Here is a 20,058-nt window from a genome sequence, read left to right as displayed (position 1 = left end):
CTCCTTATGCTACGTAACAAATAATCTCACCGCCAACTCCAGCATTTCTTGCTGCGCGGTCAGACATAACACCTTTTGAAGTTGAAACAATTGCAACTCCTAGGCCACCGATAACTTTTGGTAATTCGTCTTTGTTTTTATAAACACGAAGACCTGGACGGCTTACACGTTTAATACTTTCAATAACAGGCTGTCCATTGAAATATTTCAAATCAAGAGCCAATTCAGACTTACCATCTTTTTCATTTACGCTATATGCAGTCACAAAACCTTCATCAGCAAGTACTTTTGCAACAGCAACTTTTACTTTTGATGATGGCATTACCACATTTGAATGACCAGCCATTTGGCCATTTCGAATGCGAGTCAACATATCCGCTATTGGGTCAGACATACTCATATTTAATTATCCTTACCAACTTGCTTTTCTTAAACCAGGTACATCACCTTGCATTGCTAACTGTCTTAGCATGTTACGTGACAACCCAAACTTTCTATAAACACCGTGTGGACGACCTGTCAAACGACAACGATTTTGTTGACGAACAGGAGACGCATCTCTTGGAAGCTTAGCCAGCTTTTCAATTGCATCCATACGCTCTTCATAGCTTAAATTCATATCAACAGAGATCTTTTTAAGCTCTGCACGTTTTGCTGCATATTTAGCAACAGTCTTTGCACGCTTTGTCTCTCTTGCGATCATTGATTGCTTAGCCATAGAAAACCTCTATTACTTTTTAAATGGGAAATTAAAGGCTTCTAAAAGAGCTTTAGCTTCATCATTCGTTGAAGCAGTCGTAGTAAAGTTAATATCCATACCACGAATCTTATCTACCTTTTCAAATTCAATCTCTGGAAAGATAATTTGCTCTTTAACACCTAGGTTATAGTTTCCACGGCCATCAAATGCATTAGCATTAACACCCTGAAAATCGCGTACACGAGGCAATGCAATATTGATCAAACGATCTAAAAACTCATACATTTTTTCGCCACGCAACGTAACCTTACACCCTAGTGGATAGCCATCACGCACTTTAAAGCTCGCAACAGACTTACGCGCAAGCGTTTTAATTGCTTTTTGACCAGTAATCGTTTCCATATCCGCAACAGCGTTATCTAGAAACTTCTTATCTCCAATTGCTTCACCTACACCCATATTAACCGTGATTTTGGCTAATTTTGGCACTTGCATTGAAGACTTATAACCAAACTTCTCCATCAACTGAGGAAGAACTTGATCTTTATAAACATTCTTTAATCTTGCCATATCTAAACCTACTATTAAGCGTCAACCGCATTGCCATTGGATTTAAAGAAGCGAACTTTCTTGTCGCCTTCCACTCTAATACCAACACGATCAGCTTTTTTTGTTTCAGGATTAAACAAAGCAACATTTGATGCATCAATAGGCATTTCTTTAGTAACAATACCACCTTGATCACCCGTCATAGGATTTGCCTTAACATGTTTTTTTGCTAGATTAATCCCATCTACAAGTAGCTTACCGTTTTGCATAACTTGGGAAACTGAACCTTTCTTTCCCTTGTCTTTGCCTGTAATAACGATAATCTCATCACCTTTTTTTAGACGATTCATGATTAATTCCTTATAAAACTTCTGGAGCTAATGAAACGATTTTCATAAAACGATCGTTACGAAGCTCACGGGTAACAGGGCCAAAAATACGAGTTCCAATTGGCTCTAGTTTAGCGTTCAAAATAACCGCAGCATTGCCATCGAATTTAATTTTTGAACCATCTGGACGTCTTACACCGGAAGCAGTTCTAACAACTACTGCGTTGTATACATCACCCTTTTTTACTTTTCCACGTGGAGTTGCTTCTTTAACAGCAACTTTAATGATATCCCCGACACTAGCGTAGCGACGCTTTGAACCGCCCAGCACTTTAATACACTGGACTCTGCGTGCACCACTGTTATCAGCAACATCAAGCACAGTTTGCATTTGAATCATGATGGAACTCCATCCAAAATTATTTTATAAACAACACAAAAACCACCAAAATAACTAGTCCCTATAAAATATAGGCTTGGCTAAAATGGCGGTTTAAAAAATTTTGCGTATTATATCAAAATTTTTACATTTAACAACTCTTATTTATAGAGCTGCCTTTTCATCAACGTTAACAAGCATCCATGACTTGCTTTTTGACAACGGCTTGCATTCAGAGATAGTAACTTTATCTCCTACACCAGCAACGTTATCTGCATCATGGGCCATCAACTTAGTAGACTTTTTAACGAACTTTTTGTATTTAGAATGTTTAATAAAACGTTCAACAGAAACAACTATAGATTTCTCCATTCCGTTACTTACTACAACACCCTGCACTGTACGTGCTTTCTTTTCTTGACCAGCCATTCTTACTTACTCACTTTTTCACGAATGATGGTTTTAACTTTAGCAACAGAACGACGAACTGTTTTCAATTGCGCAGTATTTTTCAACTGACCAGTCGCATGTTGCATTCTTAAATTGAATTGCTCTTGAAGAAGTTTTACTAACTCATCTCTAAGCTCTTCAACAGATTTAGTTTTCAATTCTGCAGTCATTTACATCACCGTTCTTGTTACAAATTGTGTTTTAAAAGGTAGTTTTGCTGCCGCTAATTCAAAAGCTTCACGCGCTACAACCTCATCAACACCTTGCATTTCATAAAGGACACGTCCTGGTTGAATCTGAGCAACCCAGTACTCAACAGACCCTTTACCTTTACCCATACGAACTTCCAAAGGCTTGTTCGTAATAGGCTTATCAGGAAACACACGAATCCAAATTTTTGCACCACGACGAACCTTACGAGTCATAACTCGACGACCCGCTTCAATTTGGCGTGAAGTCATACGACCGCGCTCAAGCGCTTTCAAACCAAACTGACCAAAGCTAACTTTGTTACCAACGTTCGCTAAACCACGGTTACGGCCTTTATGCACTTTTCTAAATTTTGTACGTTTTGGCATTAACATAATTAGCTATCCTCTTAATTACGTGCTTTCTTAGCTTTCGTTTGCTTTTTCTCATCACTCACCATAGAGATTTTTTCAAGTTTTTCACCCTTAAAGATCCAAACTTTAACCCCAATTTTTCCGTAAGTGGTGTCAGCTTCAAAAGTAGCGTAATCAATATCAGCACGCAAAGTATGAAGAGGAACACGCCCTTCTCTATACCATTCTGCACGCGCAATCTCAGCACCATTTAAACGACCTGAAACATTTACCTTAATACCTTCCGCACCAAGACGCATTGCATTTCCAACCGCACGCTTCATCGCACGACGGAACTGAATACGCTTTTCTAGTTGCTGAGCAATACCTTCAGCAACAAGCTTAGCATCAAGCTCAGGCTTCTTAATTTCTTCAATTGAAATATTTACTGGCATACCAGTTTTTGCAACCAAAGAAGTCTTCAATTTCTCAATGTCTTCACCTTTTTTACCGATGACAACACCTGGTCTTGCTGTATGAATTGCAATACGAATACCGTTAGCTACGCGTTCGATATTAATTTTGCTTACTGAAGCATGCTTCAGTTTTTGGCTTAATTCTTTACGAATTTCAATATCACTGATAAGAAAATCAGAATAGTTTTTACTATCTGCATACCAGCGAGCATTCCAATCTTTGGTAATTCCTAAACGAATCCCAATAGGATGAACTTTTTGACCCATTCTGACTCTCCTTACTTATCGCCAACAGTAACTGTAATATGACTTGTGCGTTTAAGGATACGGTTTCCGCGTCCTTTCGCTCTAGCTCTCATTCTTTTCATAATAGGAGCTTCGTCAACGTAAGCAGAAGTTACTTTTAATTCATCAATATCCGCGCCTTCATTATTTTCGGCATTAGCTATTGCTGAATTTAAAACTTTACTCATCAGTTCAGCTGCTTTTTTATCACTAAAAGCTAGGATATTCACAGCTGTTTCAACATCTTTACCGCGAATCTGATCTGCAACCAGACGTGCTTTCTGCGGAGAGATGCGGGCAAACTTATGTTTAGCACTTACTTGCATTACTTGTCTCCTTATCTCTTCGCTTTCTTATCTGCTGCATGACCACGATAAGTACGTGTCATGGAAAACTCACCTAACTTGTGTCCAACCATGTTTTCAGAAACATATACAGGAATATGCTCTTTACCATTATGGACAGCAATTGTTAGCCCAATCATATCAGGAAGAATAACTGATCTTCTTGACCATGTTTTGATTGGACGCTTGTTACCAGATTCTTGTGCCTCGGTCACCTTTTTTGCAAGGTGATGATCTACAAAAGGTCCTTTTTTAACTGAACGTGGCATTCTGTCCTTCCTTATTTACTATTTCTACGACGTACGATCATATTATCAGTACGCTTATTACTACGAGTTTTCTTACCTTTGGTAGGAACACCCCATGGTGTAACAGGGTTACGACCACCAGATGTACGACCTTCACCACCACCATGCGGGTGATCAACAGGGTTCATAGCAACACCGCGAACAGTCGGACGAACACCTCTCCAGCGCGTAGCACCAGCTTTACCTAGTTTTCTTAGCGCATGCTCAGAGTTACCTACTTCACCAATAGTTGCGCGACATTCTGCAAGAATTTTACGCATCTCACCAGAACGAAGCTTAACCAAAACGTAAGCACCATCACGACCAGCAATTTGAACAGATGCACCAGCACTACGAGCAATTTGAGCTCCCTTACCTGGACGCATTTCCAAAGCATGAACAACAGTACCAACAGGAATGTTACGAAGTGGAAGCGCGTTACCAGCTTTAATTGCTACCGCTTCTCCCGACTCAATCACATCACCAGCCTGCACGTTCTTTGGCGCGATAATATATGTACGCTCACCATCAGCATATTTTAGCAATGCGATATGAGCTGATCTGTTTGGGTCATATTCTAGACGCTCAACTGTTGCAGGAACACCATCTTTACTACGCTTAAAATCGATTAAGCGATAATGTTGTTTATGCCCACCACCTTGATGTCTAACAGTAATACGACCATTAGAATTACGACCACCAGATTTTGATTTCTTTTCCAATAACGCTGAATGTGGCTTACCTTTATGTAAGTTTGGTTCAACAATATTGACTACGAAACGACGACCAGGAGAAGTCGGTTTTGATTTCTTAATAATAGCCATCTAAATAACCTCCTTATTCCGCACCAACAAAGTCAATCTCTTGACCAGGCGCAAGGCGAACAACAGCCTTTTTGATATCGTTTCGCTTACCAACACGACCTTTAAAAACTTTTTTCTTACCTTTGATGTTAATCATGTTCACTGATTGAACTTTTACATCAAACAAGCTTTCAACTGCCTTTTTAACTTCAGGCTTAGTCGCATCTGGAAGCACTCTAAAAATATATTGCTCAGCGGTATCCGCTAAGATTGCAGACTTCTCGGAAACATGAGGAGCCAACAATACCTTTAGTAAACGTTCTTGACTCATCCTAAATTCTCCTCAATCTGCTTAACAGCTGCTTGTGTAACTACCACTGACTGAAAACCAACCAAGCTAACAGGATCCAATGAACTGACATCACACACATCTGCATGATAAAGGTTACGACATGACAAATATAAATACTCATCAAAACCTTCAGTCACAATCAAAGCATCATTAACTTTCAAAGAAGCTAGCTTAGCATTAAATTCTTTAGTCTTTGGCGCATCAACTTTAAAATCATCAACCACAACCAAACGACCACTTCTTGCCAACTCTGAGAAGATTGAGCGCATTGCGCCACGGTACATCTTCTTGTTCACTTTTTGAGAGAAATCACGGTTATGACCAGGGAACGCACGTCCACCACCAACCCAAATAGGGCTTCTTGATGTACCTGCACGCGCTCTACCTGAACCTTTTTGAGCCCATGGCTTAGCACCACCACCACTAACTGCAGAACGATTCTTTTGCTGTTTTGTGCCTGAACGAGCACCAGCCATATATGCAGTCACTACCTGATGTACAAGCGGCTGATTAAACTCAACACCGAAAACAGAATCAGAAACGCTCAAAGCACCTGATTCTTTTCCGCTTGATAATTCAATTAATTTCAAATCCATCATGCCCACCTTACTTAATTGCTTTGCGTACGATTACAGTACTGCCTTTCGCACCAGGCAATGCACCTTTGATCAAAAGCAATGAATTTTCAACATCAACTTTAACCAAATCCAGGTTAAGCGTTGTTTGCTTTACATCGCCCATATGACCGGCCATCTTCTTGCCCTTAAATACACGACCAGGAGTTTGGTTTTGACCAATAGAACCTGGAGCACGGTGAGACAATGAGTTACCATGTGTAGCGTCTTGCATCTTAAAGTTGTGTCGCTTAACACCACCAGCAAAACCCTTACCTTTTGTTGTTCCTGTAACATCAACACATGTTACATCTGCAAATTTCTCTACAGTAATTTCAGAACCCAATTCTAAACCTTCAATGTCAGAATCTTCTTCAAAACGGAACTCCCACAAACCAAGACCAGCCTCAACACTTGCTTTCGCAAAATGTCCAGCTTCTGGCTTACTAACACGACCAGCATGCTTTTTACCCATAGTTACTTGAATAGCTTTATAACCATCAATAACATCATTCTTGATTTGAGTAATACGATTAGGAGCAACTTCTACAACCGTTACAGGAGTAGATACACCGTCTTCGTTGAATATGCGAGTCATACCAATTTTGGTACCTACAACACCTATACTCATAACGTTACCTCATTATTATTTACATTAATCATTTCGATTGATGATTAACTTACACTTCGAACTAACGAAGTTCCAATTGAACATCCACACCAGCAGCTAGATCTAACTTCATCAAAGCATCAACTGTTTTATCAGTTGGATCAACGATATCTAACAAACGCTTGTGAGTACGAATTTCGTACTGATCACGAGCATCTTTATTTACGTGCGGAGAAACCAATACTGTAAAACGCTCTTTACGAGTCGGCATAGGAATTGGGCCACGAACTTGCGCGCCAGTTCTCTTTGCTGTTTCCGTAATTTCACGTGCAGACTGATCAATTAAACGATGATCAAACGCCTTTAAGCGAATACGAATATTTTGAGTCGCCATAACAATTCTCATATAACAAAAAAAAGAAAAGCAGCGGTTATTAAAAACCACTGCTCAGTAGAGGGTGCGGATTATAGCAGTAAATAATTAATTTTACAATTAATTTTCTTACTGCTTATCCTCAGATTTTATATTGCTTTAAATTATTCAATAATTTTAGCAACAACACCTGCACCAACTGTACGTCCACCTTCACGAATCGCGAAACGTAGACCTTCGTTCATTGCGATTGGGTTGATCAACTCAACTGTCATCTGAACGTTATCACCTGGCATTACCATTTCTGTTCCTGCTGGCAATTCACATGCACCTGTTACGTCAGTTGTACGGAAGTAGAACTGTGGACGGTAACCGTTGAAGAATGGAGTATGACGTCCACCTTCATCTTTTGATAGCACATACACTTCAGCTTCGAACTTAGTATGTGGTGTTACTGTACCTTTGTGAGCCAATACTTGACCACGTTCGATATCTTCACGCTTAGTACCACGCAATAGGATACCAACGTTATCACCAGCTTCACCTTGGTCTAGAAGCTTACGGAACATTTCTACACCAGTTACAGTTGTTACTGTTGTTGGACGAATACCTACGATTTCGATTTCTTCACCAACTTTAACAACACCTGTTTCTACACGACCTGTTGCTACCGTTCCACGACCTTGGATTGAGAAGATATCTTCTACAGGCATTAGGAATGGCTTGTCAGTGTCACGCTCTGGCGTTGGGATGTATGTATCTAAAGCGTCAACCAAATCACCGATTTTTGCTTCGTACGCTGGGTCACCTTCGATTGCTTTTAATGCAGAACCCATGATTACAGGTGTATCGTCACCTGGGAATTCGTACATATCTAGAAGTTCACGAACTTCCATTTCAACCAATTCTAGCAACTCTTCGTCGTCTACCATATCAACTTTGTTTAGGAAAACAACGATATAAGGTACACCAACCTGACGTGACAGAAGGATGTGCTCACGAGTCTGTGGCATTGGGCCATCAGCTGCTGAACATACTAGGATTGCTCCGTCCATCTGTGCCGCACCAGTGATCATGTTTTTAACATAGTCGGCGTGACCTGGGCAGTCTACGTGAGCATAGTGACGCGTTTCTGATTCATATTCTACGTGTGCTGTAGAGATAGTGATACCACGTGCACGCTCTTCTGGTGCGTTATCAATTGCAGCGTAATCTTTTACGTCACCACCAAATTTCTTACCTTGTACGATTGTCAAGGCCGCTGTAAGAGTTGTCTTACCATGGTCAACGTGACCAATCGTACCAACGTTTACGTGCGGCTTACTACGTTCAAACTTTTCCTTTGCCATTTCTCAAAGCCCTTTAAATTAAAATTAAAATTAACCTTTTTTCGCTTTCGCGATAATTTCTTCTTGAATGTTTGATGGTGCATCATTGTATTTCAAGAAAGTCATACTGTAGTTGGCACGACCTTGAGTCAATGAACGCATCTGGTTTGAATAACCAAACATTTCAGAAAGTGGTACTTCTGCCTTAATTGACTTACCAGTAGGAATATCATCCATACTCGAAACCATACCACGACGACGATTCAAGTCACCAATAACGTCACCCATATACTCCTCGGGAGTCGTTACTTCTACCGCCATAATTGGCTCAAGAATAACCGGAGATGCCTTTTCAACACCATCTTTAATCGCCATACCGCCAGCAACACTAAATGCCATTTCGTTCGAGTCAACATCATGATAAGAACCATCATACAAGTCAACTTTAACATCAACTATAGGATAACCAGCAATAACACCAGACTCTAACTGAGCTTTACAGCCCTTTTCGACAGCACCGATATATTCACGAGGAACAGAACCACCAACAGTCGAGTTAACAAATTCAAAACCTGAACCTGGCTCTAGTGGCTCCATACGAACCATAACATGACCATACTGACCACGACCACCAGACTGACGAACAAATTTCCCTTCAGCTTCAACCGCCTTCTTAATGGTTTCACGGTAAGAAACCTGAGGCGCACCGATGTTAGCTTCAACACTGAACTCACGCTTCATACGATCTACAATGATATCCAAATGAAGCTCACCCATACCTGAGATAATCGTCTGATTAGTCTCTTCATCAGTATGAACACGGAAAGAAGGATCTTCTGCCGCAAGTTTCTGCAACGCAATACCCATCTTCTCTTGGTCAGCCTTCGTTTTCGGCTCAATAGCAATCGAGATTACCGGCTCAGGGAATTCCATACGTTCTAGAATAATCTTGTGATCCATATCACAAAGCGTATCACCTGTTGTAGTATCTTTCAGACCTACAGCACAAGCAATATCCCCTGTGGCCACTTCCTTAATCTCTTCACGAGAATTGGAGTGCATTTGCAACAAACGCCCAACACGCTCACGCTTCTCTTTAACAGAGTTGTACACAGCACTACCCGCGCTCAACTGACCAGAATAGACACGGAAGAAAGTCAGAGTACCCACATAAGGGTCAGTCATAATCTTAAACGCTAATGCAGAGAACGGCTCATCATCTGAAGACTTACGCTCAGCTTCAGTACCATCTTCTAAAATACCTTTGATTGCAGGAACATCCAACGGAGAAGGCATATAATCAAGAACCGCATCCAACAAAGTCTGTACACCTTTATTCTTAAAGGCTGAACCACAAAACATTGGAACGATTTCTACATCGATACAACGCTTACGAATACCGAACTTAATCTCTTCTTCTGTTAAGTCGCCTTCTTCAAGGTACTTATCCATCAGCTCATCATTAGCTTCAGCAGCAGCTTCCACCATTTTTTCACGCCACTCGTTGGCTTCGTCCACCATCTCTGCAGGAATATCTTCATAGGTAAATTTCATACCCATGTTCTCTTCTTCCCAATAAATTGCCTGCATCTTGACCAAATCAACAATCCCTCTAAAGGAATCTTCAGCTCCAATCGGCAATTGCATAGGTACTGGATAAGCTCCCAAACGATCAACAACCATCTGCACAACATTCAGGAAGTTTGCACCTGCACGGTCCATCTTATTTACAAACCCCATACGCGGAACACCATACTTATCCGCTTGGCGCCACACTGTTTCAGACTGCGGTTCAACACCAGAAACTGAACAAAAACAAGTTACTGCACCATCAAGTACACGTAGCGAACGTTCCACTTCAATTGTGAAGTCAACGTGGCCTGGAGTATCAATAATGTTGATTCTGTGTTTTGGATAGTTTTTCGCCATCCCATCCCAGAAACAGGTTGTTGCAGCTGAAGTAATGGTAATACCACGCTCTTGCTCCTGCTCCATCCAATCCATCGTTGCTGCACCATCATGTACTTCACCGATCTTATGTGAAACACCTGTGTAATACAGGATACGCTCTGTTGTAGTAGTCTTACCCGCATCAATGTGCGCCATAATACCAATATTGCGGTAATCTGCTAAAGGGGTTGTACGAGCCACGTTTTTAACCTTTTAATTTATTCTATAAAACAATAAAGGCTCTATAAAAGAGCCAATGAATTTACCAACGGAAATGAGAGAAGGCTTTGTTCGCCTCTGCCATACGATGTGTATCTTCTTTCTTCTTGATCGCAGAACCTCTGTTCTCAAGAGCATCTGTTAACTCGCCAGCAAGCCTCAACATCATGCCTTTTTCACTACGCTTACGCGCAGCTTCAACAAGCCATCTCATTGCAAGCGCAACCTTTCTTTCAGGACGAACTTCAACAGGAACCTGATAAGTTGCACCACCAACACGACGAGATTTAACCTCTACCATTGGCCCAACATTCTCCAAGGCTTCTTTCAACAATGCAGCTTGGTTGCCACCTTTCTTACGATCAACAACAACATCTAATGCGTCATAAACGATTTTTTCTGCAACCGCTTTTTTACCGCTAACCATAATCATGTTAACGAACTTAGTTAACGTAGTATCACCAAACTTAGGATCTGGTAACACTTGTCTTTTTGGTATTTCTCTTCTTCTTGCCATTCTTAACTCTTCCGGTATAAATTTACACTATAGTTGCAAAACATATGTTAAGGATTAATTAACCCTTAGGACGCTTCGCACCGTACTTAGAACGACCTTGTTTACGTCCATCAACACCAGCGCAATCAAGTGATCCGCGAACTGTATGATAACGTACACCAGGTAAATCTTTTACACGACCACCGCGAATAAGGATCACGGAGTGCTCTTGCAGGTTATGCCCTTCACCACCGATATAACTAGAAACTTCATATCCATTGGTCAAGCGAACACGTGCAACTTTACGTAGGGCAGAGTTAGGCTTCTTAGGGGTTGTTGTATAAACACGCGTACAAACACCACGACGCTGAGGACATGCTTCAAGCGCAGGAACGTTAGATTTTTTAGGCTTATCTTTACGCGGCTTACGCACCAACTGGTTAATAGTAGCCATTAATTCTTACTCCATTTAAGACTTTGCTCGTAATAAAAAAATTGAGGGTATTTCACCCTCATAATAAGGTTTGAGGATTTTAGAGATCAAAACCCTCATTGTCAAGCATAAGTTTATGAAATGTTTTAAATATTCATAAACTCAAAACTTAACTTTCTTCAGACTCATTAATTACCATATCAACTTCTTCAACAACCTCTTCTGTTGTTGTTTCCATAAATACTGATAACTCTCTCTGAGTTTTTTCACTGGCCTCTTTTCTTGCTTGGTGATAGGCAAAGCCTGTACCCGCAGGAATTAATCGACCAACAATAACGTTTTCTTTCAAGCCAACAAGCTTATCAACTTTACCACTAACCGCGGCTTCGGTTAATACACGAGTTGTCTCTTGGAAAGATGCCGCTGAGATGAATGATTCTGTTGCAAGTGATGCCTTGGTAATACCCAGAAGCACACGCTGATACGTTGCTTCTACCTTACCTTCTTCTCTTGCTTTTTCATTCATTTCAAGTACACGTGCATATTCAACTTGCTCACCCGGAATCAGGTTCGTATCACCTGGTGCAACAACTTCAACTTTACGCAACATCTGACGAACAATTGTCTCAATATGCTTATCGTTGATTCGTACACCTTGTAAGCGATAAACATCTTGAACTTCATCAACAATATATTGCGTCAACTTTTCAACACCCAGCAGTCTCAAAATATCATGCGGGTTTGGATTTCCATCAGCAACAATATCCCCTTTTTCGACACGCTCACCTTCAAACACATCTACTGTTCTCCACTTAGGAATAAGGGCTTCATGCTGCTCACCGGAATCTTGGTTAATAATTAAACGCTGCTTACCTTTAGTCTCTTTACCAAAACTAATAACACCAGAAACTTCAGCCATAATCGCAGGCTCTTTAGGCTGACGCGCCTCGAATAAGTCTGCTACTCGTGGTAAACCACCAGTAATATCTTTTGTCTTAGAAGATTCCTGAGGAATTCTTGCCAAAATATCACCCGCACCAATCTCATCATCTTTAGAAACAACGATGATCGAGTTTTCCGGCAGGTAATACATCGCAGGTGTTTGTGTTCCTGGGAAGAAGGTTGGCTCACCTTTCTTATCAACCAATTGAATATAAGGTCTAGCTTCTTTAGATCCTAATGCGCGATCTTTTGCACTTTTAACAACATGCGTTGTTAAACCTGTCAACTCATCAGTATGCTCTTCAACGGTACCTTCAAAGTTACCAAATTGAACTTTACCTTCCGCTTCAGTAATAACAGGGTGCGTATGTGCATCCCATGTTGCTAGCACTTCTCCAGCATTTACTGAATCGCCATCTTTTACATTCAGCATAGAGCCATATGAGATTTTGTAACGCTCTTTTTCACGTCCCATTTCATCCAATACAGATACTTCACCTGAACGAGAAGTTACGATTAACTGCTTATCAGTGTTAGTTACCGTCTTAAGGTTAGCGTACTTAACTTTACCACGGTGTTTTACTTCAATTTGACTCTGCGCTGCTGATGCTGACGCAGTACCACCGATATGGAAAGTACGCATCGTTAACTGAGTTCCTGGCTCACCAATTGATTGAGCAGCCATTACACCAACTGCTTCACCTAGGTTTACCAAATGCCCTCTAGCCAAATCACGACCATAACACTGCTTACAAATACCAAATTTAGTTTCGCATGTAATAGTTGAGCGCACTTTAACCACATCAATACCTGAATCATCGATTAGCTTAACTAAACGCTCATCAAGTACTGTATCTTTTTCTGCCAACACTTCACCCGATGGTGAAATTACATCTTCAACAACAGTACGACCTAGGATACGATCTTTCAATTCCTCAACAACATCGCCACCTTCAACATGTGAAGTCATAATGATACCTGCATCAGTACCACAATCATTCTCTGTAACAACCACATCTTGAGCAACATCAACCAAACGGCGTGTTAGATAACCAGAGTTAGCTGTTTTTAGCGCCGTATCTGCCAAACCTTTACGCGCACCATGTGTCGAGATAAAGTACTGAAGTACGTTTAGACCTTCACGGAAGTTTGCTGTAATCGGTGTTTCGATAATGGATCCATCTGGCTTCGCCATAAGACCACGCATCCCACCTAGCTGTCTCATTTGAGCTACAGAACCACGAGCTCCAGAGTCTGCCATCATATAAACAGAGTTAAATGAAGTTTGTTGAACTTCTTTACCGTCTGCATCAACAACAGTTTCATACTCAAGCTCTTCCATCATTGATTTAGTAACCAATTCATTGGTATGAGACCAGATATCAACAACCTTGTTATAACGCTCACCTTCAGTTACCAGACCTTGAGAGAATTGGTTCTGGATTTCGGCTACCTGAGCTTCTGCTCTAGCAATAATTCCTGTCTTCGCATCAGGAATCAACATATCGTCAGAACAGAATGATAAACCTGCAAGCGTTGACCATTTAAAACCTGCGTACATCAATTGGTCAGCAAAAATAACTGTTTCTTTCGGACCAAGAATACGGTAACAGGCGTTCAAAGCATTTGAGATGTTTTTCTTCGTCAAGTTCAAGTTCAGTAAATCAAAACTTAAGCCTTTTGGAAGAATTCTCAATAGCAATGCACGACCAGCAGTTGTATCAATAATCCCTTTCTTAACTGATTCAACACCAGTATCATCAATAACAACTTGCTCAATCTTCAACTTGATTTTTGTATGCAAATGAACTGCTTTCGCATCTAGCGCTCGCTGAACTTCAGACCAGTTTGAGAAAGCCTTACCTTCACCTTTCGCATTAATTGCTTCACGCGTAATGTAATAAAGACCTAGAACAACGTCTTGCGATGGCACAATAATCGGCTCACCATTCGCAGGTGATAACAGGTTATTCGTAGACATCATCAGTGTTCTTGCTTCTAACTGCGCTTCCAATGATAACGGTACGTGAACCGCCATTTGGTCACCATCGAAGTCAGCATTAAATGCCGAACACACCAACGGATGCAAGTTAATCGCTTTACCCTCAATCAACACTGGTTCAAATGCCTGAATACCAAGCCTATGAAGTGTCGGTGCACGGTTAAGCAAAACAGGATGCTCACGAATAACTTCATCCAATACATCCCATACTTCCGGCAACCCTTGATCTACCATCTTCTTAGCAGCTTTAATAGTGGTCGCTAAACCACGTTTTTGCAATTTACTAAAAATAAATGGCTTAAATAATTCCAATGCCATTTTCTTAGGTAAACCACATTGATGTAGTCTAAGTGTAGGACCAACCACAATTACTGAACGTCCTGAGTAATCAACACGTTTTCCAAGCAAGTTCTGTCTAAAACGACCTTGCTTACCTTTAATCATATCCGCAAGCGATTTTAACTGACGCTTGTTCGTACCAGTAACAGCACGACCACGACGGCCATTATCCAACAATGAATCTACAGACTCTTGAAGCATACGTTTTTCGTTACGAACAATAATATCTGGAGCCATCAAATCTAACAGACGCTTCAAACGGTTGTTACGGTTAATAACACGACGATACAGGTCATTCAAATCTGAAGTTGCAAAACGTCCACCATCAAGAGGTACCAACGGTCTTAACTCAGGAGGCAACACAGGCAATACATCTAAAATCATCCACTCAGGCTTGTTACCTGATTGCAAGAATGACTCAATCAACTTCAAACGTTTTGAAATTTTCTTTTGCTTAGTTTCAGAACTGGTCGCTTCCATTTCCTCTCTAAGTCTAGCTGCGTCAGCAGCCAAATCGATAGATTGAAGCATTTTCTTGATGGCTTCCGCACCCATTTGTGCTTCAAACTCATCACCATACTCATCCATCGCATCTAAATATTCTTCTTCATTCAATAACTGCCATGGCTCAAGAGGTGTCAAACCTGGATCAACAACCATGAAAGCTTCAAAGTAAAGTACCGCTTCGATTTCTTTCAATGTCATATCAAGCATCAAACCGATACGTGATGGCAATGATTTCAAGAACCAAATGTGCGCAACTGAAGTTGCCAAATCAATATGCCCCATTCGTTCACGACGGACTTTTGATTGCGTAACCTCTACACCACATTTTTCACAAATAACACCACGGTGCTTCAAACGCTTGTATTTACCACACAAGCATTCGTAATCGCGAATAGGCCCAAAGATTTTTGCACAGAACAAACCATCTCTTTCAGGCTTAAAAGTTCTATAGTTAATGGTTTCTGGCTTTTTAACTTCACCAAAAGACCAAGAACGAATTTTCTCTGGAGAAGCAAGTGATACCTTGATGACATCGAACTCATTCGATACATTTTGTTTTTTTAGAAAACCTAATAAATCTTTCATTATTCTTGCTCCAACTCAATATCAATACCTAATGCACGGATTTCTTTACGCAATACACTAAAGGACTCAGGAATACCTGGTTCCATGTATTCATTGCCATCCACAATGTTTTTATACATTCTGGTACGTCCATTCAAATCATCTGACTTAACTGTCAACATTTCTTGCAATGTAAAGGCTGCACCATATGCTTCAAGTGCCCACACTTCCATCTCCCCGAAACGCTGACCACCAAACTGTGCTTTACCACCCAATGGCTGTTGCGTAACCAGACTGTAAGGACCAGTTGAACGAGCATGCATCTTGTCATCAACCAAGTGATTCAATTTCAGATAGTACATATAACCAACTGTTACTGGGCGATCAAACTGCTCACCAGACACACCATCGAACAATACCATTTGACCCGACTCAGGTAGATCGGCAAGGCGAAGCAATGCTTTGATCTGACCTTCTGAAGCACCATCGAATACTGGTGACGCCATAGGCACACCTTTTCTTAAGTTGGTCGCAAGTTCAATAATTTCTGCATCAGACAAAGCATCAAAATCTACGGATTGACCTTGAGTTTCGTTGTAGATCTTGTGCAAGAATGATTTCAACTCTTTAATATCTGCTTGCTGCTCTAGCATTGCATTGATTTTTGACCCTAAACCTTCAGCGGCAAGCCCTAAATGCGTTTCAAGAATCTGACCGACGTTCATACGTGACGGTACACCCAATGGGTTCAAACAGATATCAACAGGGCGTCCAGTTTCATCGTAAGGCATATCTTCAACAGGACAAATACGTGAGATAACACCTTTGTTACCATGACGACCAGCCATCTTATCACCAGGCTGAATACGACGCTTAACAGCCACGTAAACCTTAACCATTTTAGAAACACCTGGCTGAAGATCATCACCTTGAGTCAACTTCTTTTTCTTCTCTTCAAATGCAGCATTAAACTCTTCTTTTTTAGAAGCCAATTGCTTTTCAAGAGATTCAAGTTGAACTGCTAGATCTTCATTCTTAACATTTAGACCAAACCACTTATTTGGTTCCATCTCATCAAGTGCCGCCTCAGTTATCTTCTTACCATTGGCAAGCGCTTCACCGTCAAGCATTACTTTCACACGAGCAAGCGTATCCTGTTCCAAGATAGAGTATTGTTCATCAATATCTTTACGAACCTTTTGAAGCTCTTCTTCTTGAATAGCTAACGAACGCACATCTTTCTTCACACCTTCACGCGTAAATACTTGAACATCAATAACCGTTCCCTCAACCCCTTTACCAACACGTAAAGAAGTGTCCTTAACATCTGATGCTTTCTCACCAAAGATCGCTCTTAATAGCTTCTCTTCTGGTGTCAATTGCGTTTCACCTTTTGGCGTTACCTTTCCAACAAGGATATCTCCTTGTTTGACTTCAGCACCAACATAAACAATACCGCAATCATCAAGTCTAGAAAGTGCAGCTTCACCAACGTTTGGAATATCCGCTGTAATTTCTTCAGGCCCTAGCTTTGTATCACGAGCCAGACACGTCAACTCTTCGATATGAATCGTTGTATAACGATCTTCTTGTACAACTCGCTCCGAAACCAAGATCGAATCTTCAAAGTTATAACCATTCCACGGCATAAATGCGATACGCATATTTTGACCGATCGCCAACTCACCTAAATCAGTAGAAGGGCCATCACCAAGCACATCACCACGTGAAACAATTTCACCAGCCTTAACGATTGGCTTTTGATTAATACATGTATTTTGGTTAGAACGCTGATACTTAATTAGGTTGTAGATATCAACACCAGACTCACCTTCAGCAATCTCATCCTGATTAACACGTACAACAATACGTGCTGAATCAGAAGATACAACTTCACCACCACGCTCGGCGATAACCGTTACACCAGAGTCAATTGCAACTGTTTTCTCGATCCCTGTTCCAACAAGAGGCTTATCCGCTCTTAAAGTTGGAACGGCTTGGCGCTGCATGTTTGATCCCATCAAGGCACGGTTAGCATCATCATGCTCAAGGAACGGAATTAATGATGCTGCTACAGACACGATCTGCTTTGGCGAAACATCCATGAAATCAATATCTTTAGATGATGCCAAAATCGTTTCATTCTTATGTCTTGCAGTAACCAAGTCGTCTAACAAATTGTTTTTATCATCCATGTTAGCACTTGCTTGAGCGATAACATATTGCGCTTCATCAATTGCCGAAACATATTCCACTTCATCTGTTACATGACCATCAACCACTTTACGATAAGGAGTTTCTAAGAAACCATACTTGTTCGTTTTAGCATAAATAGCCAATGTATTAATCAAACCGATGTTTGGACCTTCAGGTGTCTCAATCGGACATACTCGACCATAATGCGTAGGGTGAACATCACGCACCTCAAAACCAGCACGCTCACGCGTAAGGCCACCTGGCCCTAACGCCGAAACACGACGCTTATGCGTAATTTCTGAAAGCGGGTTAACTTGGTCCATGAACTGAGACAACTGACTTGAACCAAAGAACTCTTTAATTGCAGCAGAAACTGGCTTCGCATTAATCAAATCCTGAGGCATTAGCCCATCAGATTCAGCTTGATTCAAGCGTTCTTTAACTGCTCTTTCAACACGAACTAAACCAACGCGGAAAGCATTTTCAGCCATTTCACCAACAGCACGAATACGACGGTTACCCAAAGTATCAATATCATCTACTGTGCTTTGACCATTACGAATATCTAATAATTCTCTTACCACATCGATAACATCTTGCGGCTCAAGAACTGAACTACCTTCGTTTTCTGTACGACCTAGGCGACGATTCAACTTCATACGACCAACAGCAGACAAGTCATAACGAGCATCATCAAAGAACAAGCTATTAAACAAAGCTTCAGAAGAATCCTTTGTTGGTGGCTCGCCCGGACGCATCATTCGATAAATTTCGATTTGAGCTTCTAATTGTGACGTTGTCCCATCCAAGTTCAAAGTATCAGAAATATAAGGACCATTTTCTAGCTCATCTACATAAATGGTTTTGAACTTAAGTCCTTTCATCGACTTAAATGTTTCAATTAATTCAGCAGTAACTACTTCATTTGTTTTCGCAACCAACTCACCAGTTGACTCATCCATAATACCTACAGACAAAACTTTCCCAAGAACGAAATCTTCTGGTACTTCAAGTGTCTTAAGCTTTGATTCTTTGATTTTTTTGATTGTACGAGCAGTAATTTTCGCACCTGCTTTTACAATAACATCATCACCTGAAGCAATATCAAACACAGCTGTTTGACCTTTTAATTGCTCAGGTTCAACATTCATTATGAATTTACCGTTTTTCACAGAAAACTGGGTATGCTCAAAGAAACTATCTAGGATTTGTTCATTGTTATAACCCATCGCTCTCAAGATAATTGATACAGGTAACTTTCTTCTTCTATCAATACGAACGAATACACAGTCATTATGATCAAATTCAAAATCTAACCAAGAACCACGATAAGGGATGATGCGGGCATTAAACAGGACTTTACCTGAAGAGTGTGACTTACCGCGATCACTATCAAAAATAACACCAGGAGAACGGTGTAACTGAGTAACGATAACACGCTCAGTACCATTGATAACAAAAGTACCGTTATCAGTCATTAAAGGTATATCACCAAGATAGACTTCTTGCTCTTTAACATCTTTTACAGGACGCTTTCCAGCTGGCGCATCCTTATCAAATAAGACAAGACGCATTTTCACGCGCAATGGTGAAGAATAAGTCACTCCACGCTGCTTACATTCTTTAACGTCAAACTCAGGCTGCCCCATGTTATAACTAACATATTCTAAGTCCGCTGTACCAGCAACACCGTGAATTGGAAACACTGATGAAAAAGCAGCATGCAAGCCGCTCATCGCTCTTTCTAGAGGCTCTTTGTCAATTTGCAAAAACTCTTTAAAAGATTCCTTTTGTAAAGATAAAAGGTAGGGAACTTCAAGAATTGAAGCACGAGTTGAAAAATCTTTACGGATACGTTTCTTTTCTGTTAAAGAATAGGCCATTAATTTTCCCGTCCTATGATGAATGAGATTACGAAAACAGATGTTTTCAAAAAATGCATAAAACTGTAAAAACAGTTAACAACTATTAATCACACTTTTACACACT

Annotated in this window: 22 protein-coding genes; all 22 read right to left on the bottom strand. The window is 40.7% G+C overall.

What is annotated here, in order from left to right:
* Positions 1-4: 4 nt before the first annotated feature.
* Entirely contained in the window at positions 5-400 is a 396-nt protein-coding gene (gene rpsH, locus N745_RS0101335; RefSeq protein ID WP_024850343.1) for a 30S ribosomal protein S8, read from the bottom strand.
* Positions 401-412: 12 nt separating this feature from the next.
* The gene (gene rpsN / locus N745_RS0101330) at positions 413-718 is read right to left on the bottom strand and encodes a 30S ribosomal protein S14 (RefSeq protein ID WP_024850342.1); all 306 of its coding nucleotides are present in this window, start codon (positions 716-718) and stop codon (positions 413-415) included.
* Between the two features lie 12 nt (positions 719-730).
* Complete coding sequence (rplE, locus tag N745_RS0101325) at positions 731-1,270, bottom strand: 50S ribosomal protein L5 (protein ID WP_024850341.1); 540 nt, start codon at positions 1,268-1,270, stop codon at positions 731-733.
* A gap of 14 nt (positions 1,271-1,284) precedes the next feature.
* On the bottom strand, positions 1,285-1,599 hold the full coding sequence (gene rplX, locus N745_RS0101320) for a 50S ribosomal protein L24 (RefSeq protein ID WP_024850340.1): 315 nt from the start codon (positions 1,597-1,599) through the stop codon (positions 1,285-1,287).
* Between the two features lie 10 nt (positions 1,600-1,609).
* A complete protein-coding gene (gene rplN, locus N745_RS0101315; RefSeq protein WP_024850339.1) occupies positions 1,610-1,978 on the bottom strand; it encodes a 50S ribosomal protein L14 in 369 nt (122 codons plus the stop codon).
* Between the two features lie 144 nt (positions 1,979-2,122).
* Positions 2,123-2,386, bottom strand: coding sequence for a 30S ribosomal protein S17 (rpsQ, locus tag N745_RS0101310; protein WP_024850338.1), 264 nt, complete (start codon positions 2,384-2,386; stop codon positions 2,123-2,125).
* A 2-nt stretch (positions 2,387-2,388) separates the two neighbouring features.
* Complete coding sequence (gene rpmC, locus N745_RS0101305; protein ID WP_024850337.1) at positions 2,389-2,577, bottom strand: 50S ribosomal protein L29; 189 nt, start codon at positions 2,575-2,577, stop codon at positions 2,389-2,391.
* Positions 2,578-2,991: a 50S ribosomal protein L16 gene (gene rplP / locus N745_RS0101300; RefSeq protein ID WP_024850336.1), complete on the bottom strand. Its 414-nt coding sequence runs from the start codon at positions 2,989-2,991 to the stop codon at positions 2,578-2,580.
* Between the two features lie 14 nt (positions 2,992-3,005).
* Positions 3,006-3,692, bottom strand: coding sequence for a 30S ribosomal protein S3 (gene rpsC / locus N745_RS0101295; protein ID WP_024850335.1), 687 nt, complete (start codon positions 3,690-3,692; stop codon positions 3,006-3,008).
* Positions 3,693-3,703: 11 nt separating this feature from the next.
* Positions 3,704-4,036, bottom strand: coding sequence for a 50S ribosomal protein L22 (gene rplV, locus N745_RS0101290; RefSeq protein ID WP_024850334.1), 333 nt, complete (start codon positions 4,034-4,036; stop codon positions 3,704-3,706).
* An 11-nt stretch (positions 4,037-4,047) separates the two neighbouring features.
* Positions 4,048-4,323: a 30S ribosomal protein S19 gene (gene rpsS / locus N745_RS0101285; protein ID WP_024850333.1), complete on the bottom strand. Its 276-nt coding sequence runs from the start codon at positions 4,321-4,323 to the stop codon at positions 4,048-4,050.
* Between the two features lie 11 nt (positions 4,324-4,334).
* Positions 4,335-5,165 carry a 50S ribosomal protein L2 gene (gene rplB / locus N745_RS0101280; RefSeq protein WP_024850332.1) on the bottom strand — a complete coding sequence of 277 codons (831 nt, stop codon included), beginning with the start codon at positions 5,163-5,165 and terminating at the stop codon, positions 4,335-4,337.
* Positions 5,166-5,178: 13 nt separating this feature from the next.
* Positions 5,179-5,475 (bottom strand): 50S ribosomal protein L23, encoded by a 297-nt coding sequence (gene rplW, locus N745_RS0101275; RefSeq protein WP_024850331.1) that lies wholly within the window; start codon positions 5,473-5,475, stop codon positions 5,179-5,181.
* Positions 5,472-6,092 carry a 50S ribosomal protein L4 gene (rplD, locus tag N745_RS0101270; RefSeq protein ID WP_038070554.1) on the bottom strand — a complete coding sequence of 207 codons (621 nt, stop codon included), beginning with the start codon at positions 6,090-6,092 and terminating at the stop codon, positions 5,472-5,474. The genes rplW and rplD overlap by 4 nt, the downstream gene beginning before the upstream one ends.
* A 10-nt stretch (positions 6,093-6,102) precedes the next feature.
* Positions 6,103-6,741 carry a 50S ribosomal protein L3 gene (rplC, locus tag N745_RS0101265; RefSeq protein ID WP_024850329.1) on the bottom strand — a complete coding sequence of 213 codons (639 nt, stop codon included), beginning with the start codon at positions 6,739-6,741 and terminating at the stop codon, positions 6,103-6,105.
* 61 nt (positions 6,742-6,802) lie between these two features.
* Positions 6,803-7,114, bottom strand: coding sequence for a 30S ribosomal protein S10 (gene rpsJ, locus N745_RS0101260; RefSeq protein ID WP_024850328.1), 312 nt, complete (start codon positions 7,112-7,114; stop codon positions 6,803-6,805).
* 143 nt (positions 7,115-7,257) lie between these two features.
* On the bottom strand, positions 7,258-8,442 hold the full coding sequence (gene tuf, locus N745_RS0101255; RefSeq protein ID WP_024850317.1) for an elongation factor Tu: 1,185 nt from the start codon (positions 8,440-8,442) through the stop codon (positions 7,258-7,260).
* 30 nt (positions 8,443-8,472) lie between these two features.
* Complete coding sequence (fusA, locus tag N745_RS0101250; protein WP_024850327.1) at positions 8,473-10,572, bottom strand: elongation factor G; 2,100 nt, start codon at positions 10,570-10,572, stop codon at positions 8,473-8,475.
* A 61-nt stretch (positions 10,573-10,633) separates the two neighbouring features.
* The gene (gene rpsG / locus N745_RS0101245; protein WP_024850326.1) at positions 10,634-11,107 is read right to left on the bottom strand and encodes a 30S ribosomal protein S7; all 474 of its coding nucleotides are present in this window, start codon (positions 11,105-11,107) and stop codon (positions 10,634-10,636) included.
* Positions 11,108-11,165: 58 nt separating this feature from the next.
* Entirely contained in the window at positions 11,166-11,540 is a 375-nt protein-coding gene (gene rpsL, locus N745_RS0101240) for a 30S ribosomal protein S12 (RefSeq protein WP_019894826.1), read from the bottom strand.
* 148 nt (positions 11,541-11,688) lie between these two features.
* On the bottom strand, positions 11,689-15,894 hold the full coding sequence (gene rpoC, locus N745_RS0101235) for a DNA-directed RNA polymerase subunit beta' (RefSeq protein WP_024850325.1): 4,206 nt from the start codon (positions 15,892-15,894) through the stop codon (positions 11,689-11,691).
* Positions 15,894-19,952 carry a DNA-directed RNA polymerase subunit beta gene (gene rpoB, locus N745_RS0101230; RefSeq protein ID WP_024850324.1) on the bottom strand — a complete coding sequence of 1,353 codons (4,059 nt, stop codon included), beginning with the start codon at positions 19,950-19,952 and terminating at the stop codon, positions 15,894-15,896. Before rpoB ends, rpoC begins: the two co-directional genes overlap by 1 nt.
* Between the last annotated feature and the right edge of the window lie 106 nt (positions 19,953-20,058).

Origin of the sequence: Hydrogenovibrio kuenenii DSM 12350, assembly GCF_000526715.1 — a bacterium.
GTDB lineage: Bacteria > Pseudomonadota > Gammaproteobacteria > Thiomicrospirales > Thiomicrospiraceae > Hydrogenovibrio > Hydrogenovibrio kuenenii.
The sequence above is the reverse complement of the archived record's forward strand: the minus strand, read 5'-3'. Positions and strand labels throughout refer to the sequence as shown.

Excerpts from the sequence above, each read along its gene's own strand:
- rpsH (WP_024850343.1), bottom strand. The coding sequence starts at position 400 with ATGAGTATGTCTGACCCAATAGCGGATATGTTGACTCGCATTCGAAAT.
- rpsN (WP_024850342.1), bottom strand. The coding sequence starts at position 718 with ATGGCTAAGCAATCAATGATCGCAAGAGAGACAAAGCGTGCAAAGACT.
- rplE (WP_024850341.1), bottom strand. The coding sequence starts at position 1,270 with ATGGCAAGATTAAAGAATGTTTATAAAGATCAAGTTCTTCCTCAGTTG.
- rplX (WP_024850340.1), bottom strand. The coding sequence starts at position 1,599 with ATGAATCGTCTAAAAAAAGGTGATGAGATTATCGTTATTACAGGCAAA.
- rplN (WP_024850339.1), bottom strand. The coding sequence starts at position 1,978 with ATGATTCAAATGCAAACTGTGCTTGATGTTGCTGATAACAGTGGTGCA.
- rpsQ (WP_024850338.1), bottom strand. The coding sequence starts at position 2,386 with ATGGCTGGTCAAGAAAAGAAAGCACGTACAGTGCAGGGTGTTGTAGTA.
- rpmC (WP_024850337.1), bottom strand. The coding sequence starts at position 2,577 with ATGACTGCAGAATTGAAAACTAAATCTGTTGAAGAGCTTAGAGATGAG.
- rplP (WP_024850336.1), bottom strand. The coding sequence starts at position 2,991 with ATGTTAATGCCAAAACGTACAAAATTTAGAAAAGTGCATAAAGGCCGT.
- rpsC (WP_024850335.1), bottom strand. The coding sequence starts at position 3,692 with ATGGGTCAAAAAGTTCATCCTATTGGGATTCGTTTAGGAATTACCAAA.
- rplV (WP_024850334.1), bottom strand. The coding sequence starts at position 4,036 with ATGCAAGTAAGTGCTAAACATAAGTTTGCCCGCATCTCTCCGCAGAAA.
- rpsS (WP_024850333.1), bottom strand. The coding sequence starts at position 4,323 with ATGCCACGTTCAGTTAAAAAAGGACCTTTTGTAGATCATCACCTTGCA.
- rplB (WP_024850332.1), bottom strand. The coding sequence starts at position 5,165 with ATGGCTATTATTAAGAAATCAAAACCGACTTCTCCTGGTCGTCGTTTC.
- rplW (WP_024850331.1), bottom strand. The coding sequence starts at position 5,475 with ATGAGTCAAGAACGTTTACTAAAGGTATTGTTGGCTCCTCATGTTTCC.
- rplD (WP_038070554.1), bottom strand. The coding sequence starts at position 6,092 with ATGGATTTGAAATTAATTGAATTATCAAGCGGAAAAGAATCAGGTGCT.
- rplC (WP_024850329.1), bottom strand. The coding sequence starts at position 6,741 with ATGAGTATAGGTGTTGTAGGTACCAAAATTGGTATGACTCGCATATTC.
- rpsJ (WP_024850328.1), bottom strand. The coding sequence starts at position 7,114 with ATGGCGACTCAAAATATTCGTATTCGCTTAAAGGCGTTTGATCATCGT.
- tuf (WP_024850317.1), bottom strand. The coding sequence starts at position 8,442 with ATGGCAAAGGAAAAGTTTGAACGTAGTAAGCCGCACGTAAACGTTGGT.
- rpsG (WP_024850326.1), bottom strand. The coding sequence starts at position 11,107 with ATGGCAAGAAGAAGAGAAATACCAAAAAGACAAGTGTTACCAGATCCT.
- rpsL (WP_019894826.1), bottom strand. The coding sequence starts at position 11,540 with ATGGCTACTATTAACCAGTTGGTGCGTAAGCCGCGTAAAGATAAGCCT.
- rpoC (WP_024850325.1), bottom strand. The coding sequence starts at position 15,894 with ATGAAAGATTTATTAGGTTTTCTAAAAAAACAAAATGTATCGAATGAG.
- rpoB (WP_024850324.1), bottom strand. The coding sequence starts at position 19,952 with ATGGCCTATTCTTTAACAGAAAAGAAACGTATCCGTAAAGATTTTTCA.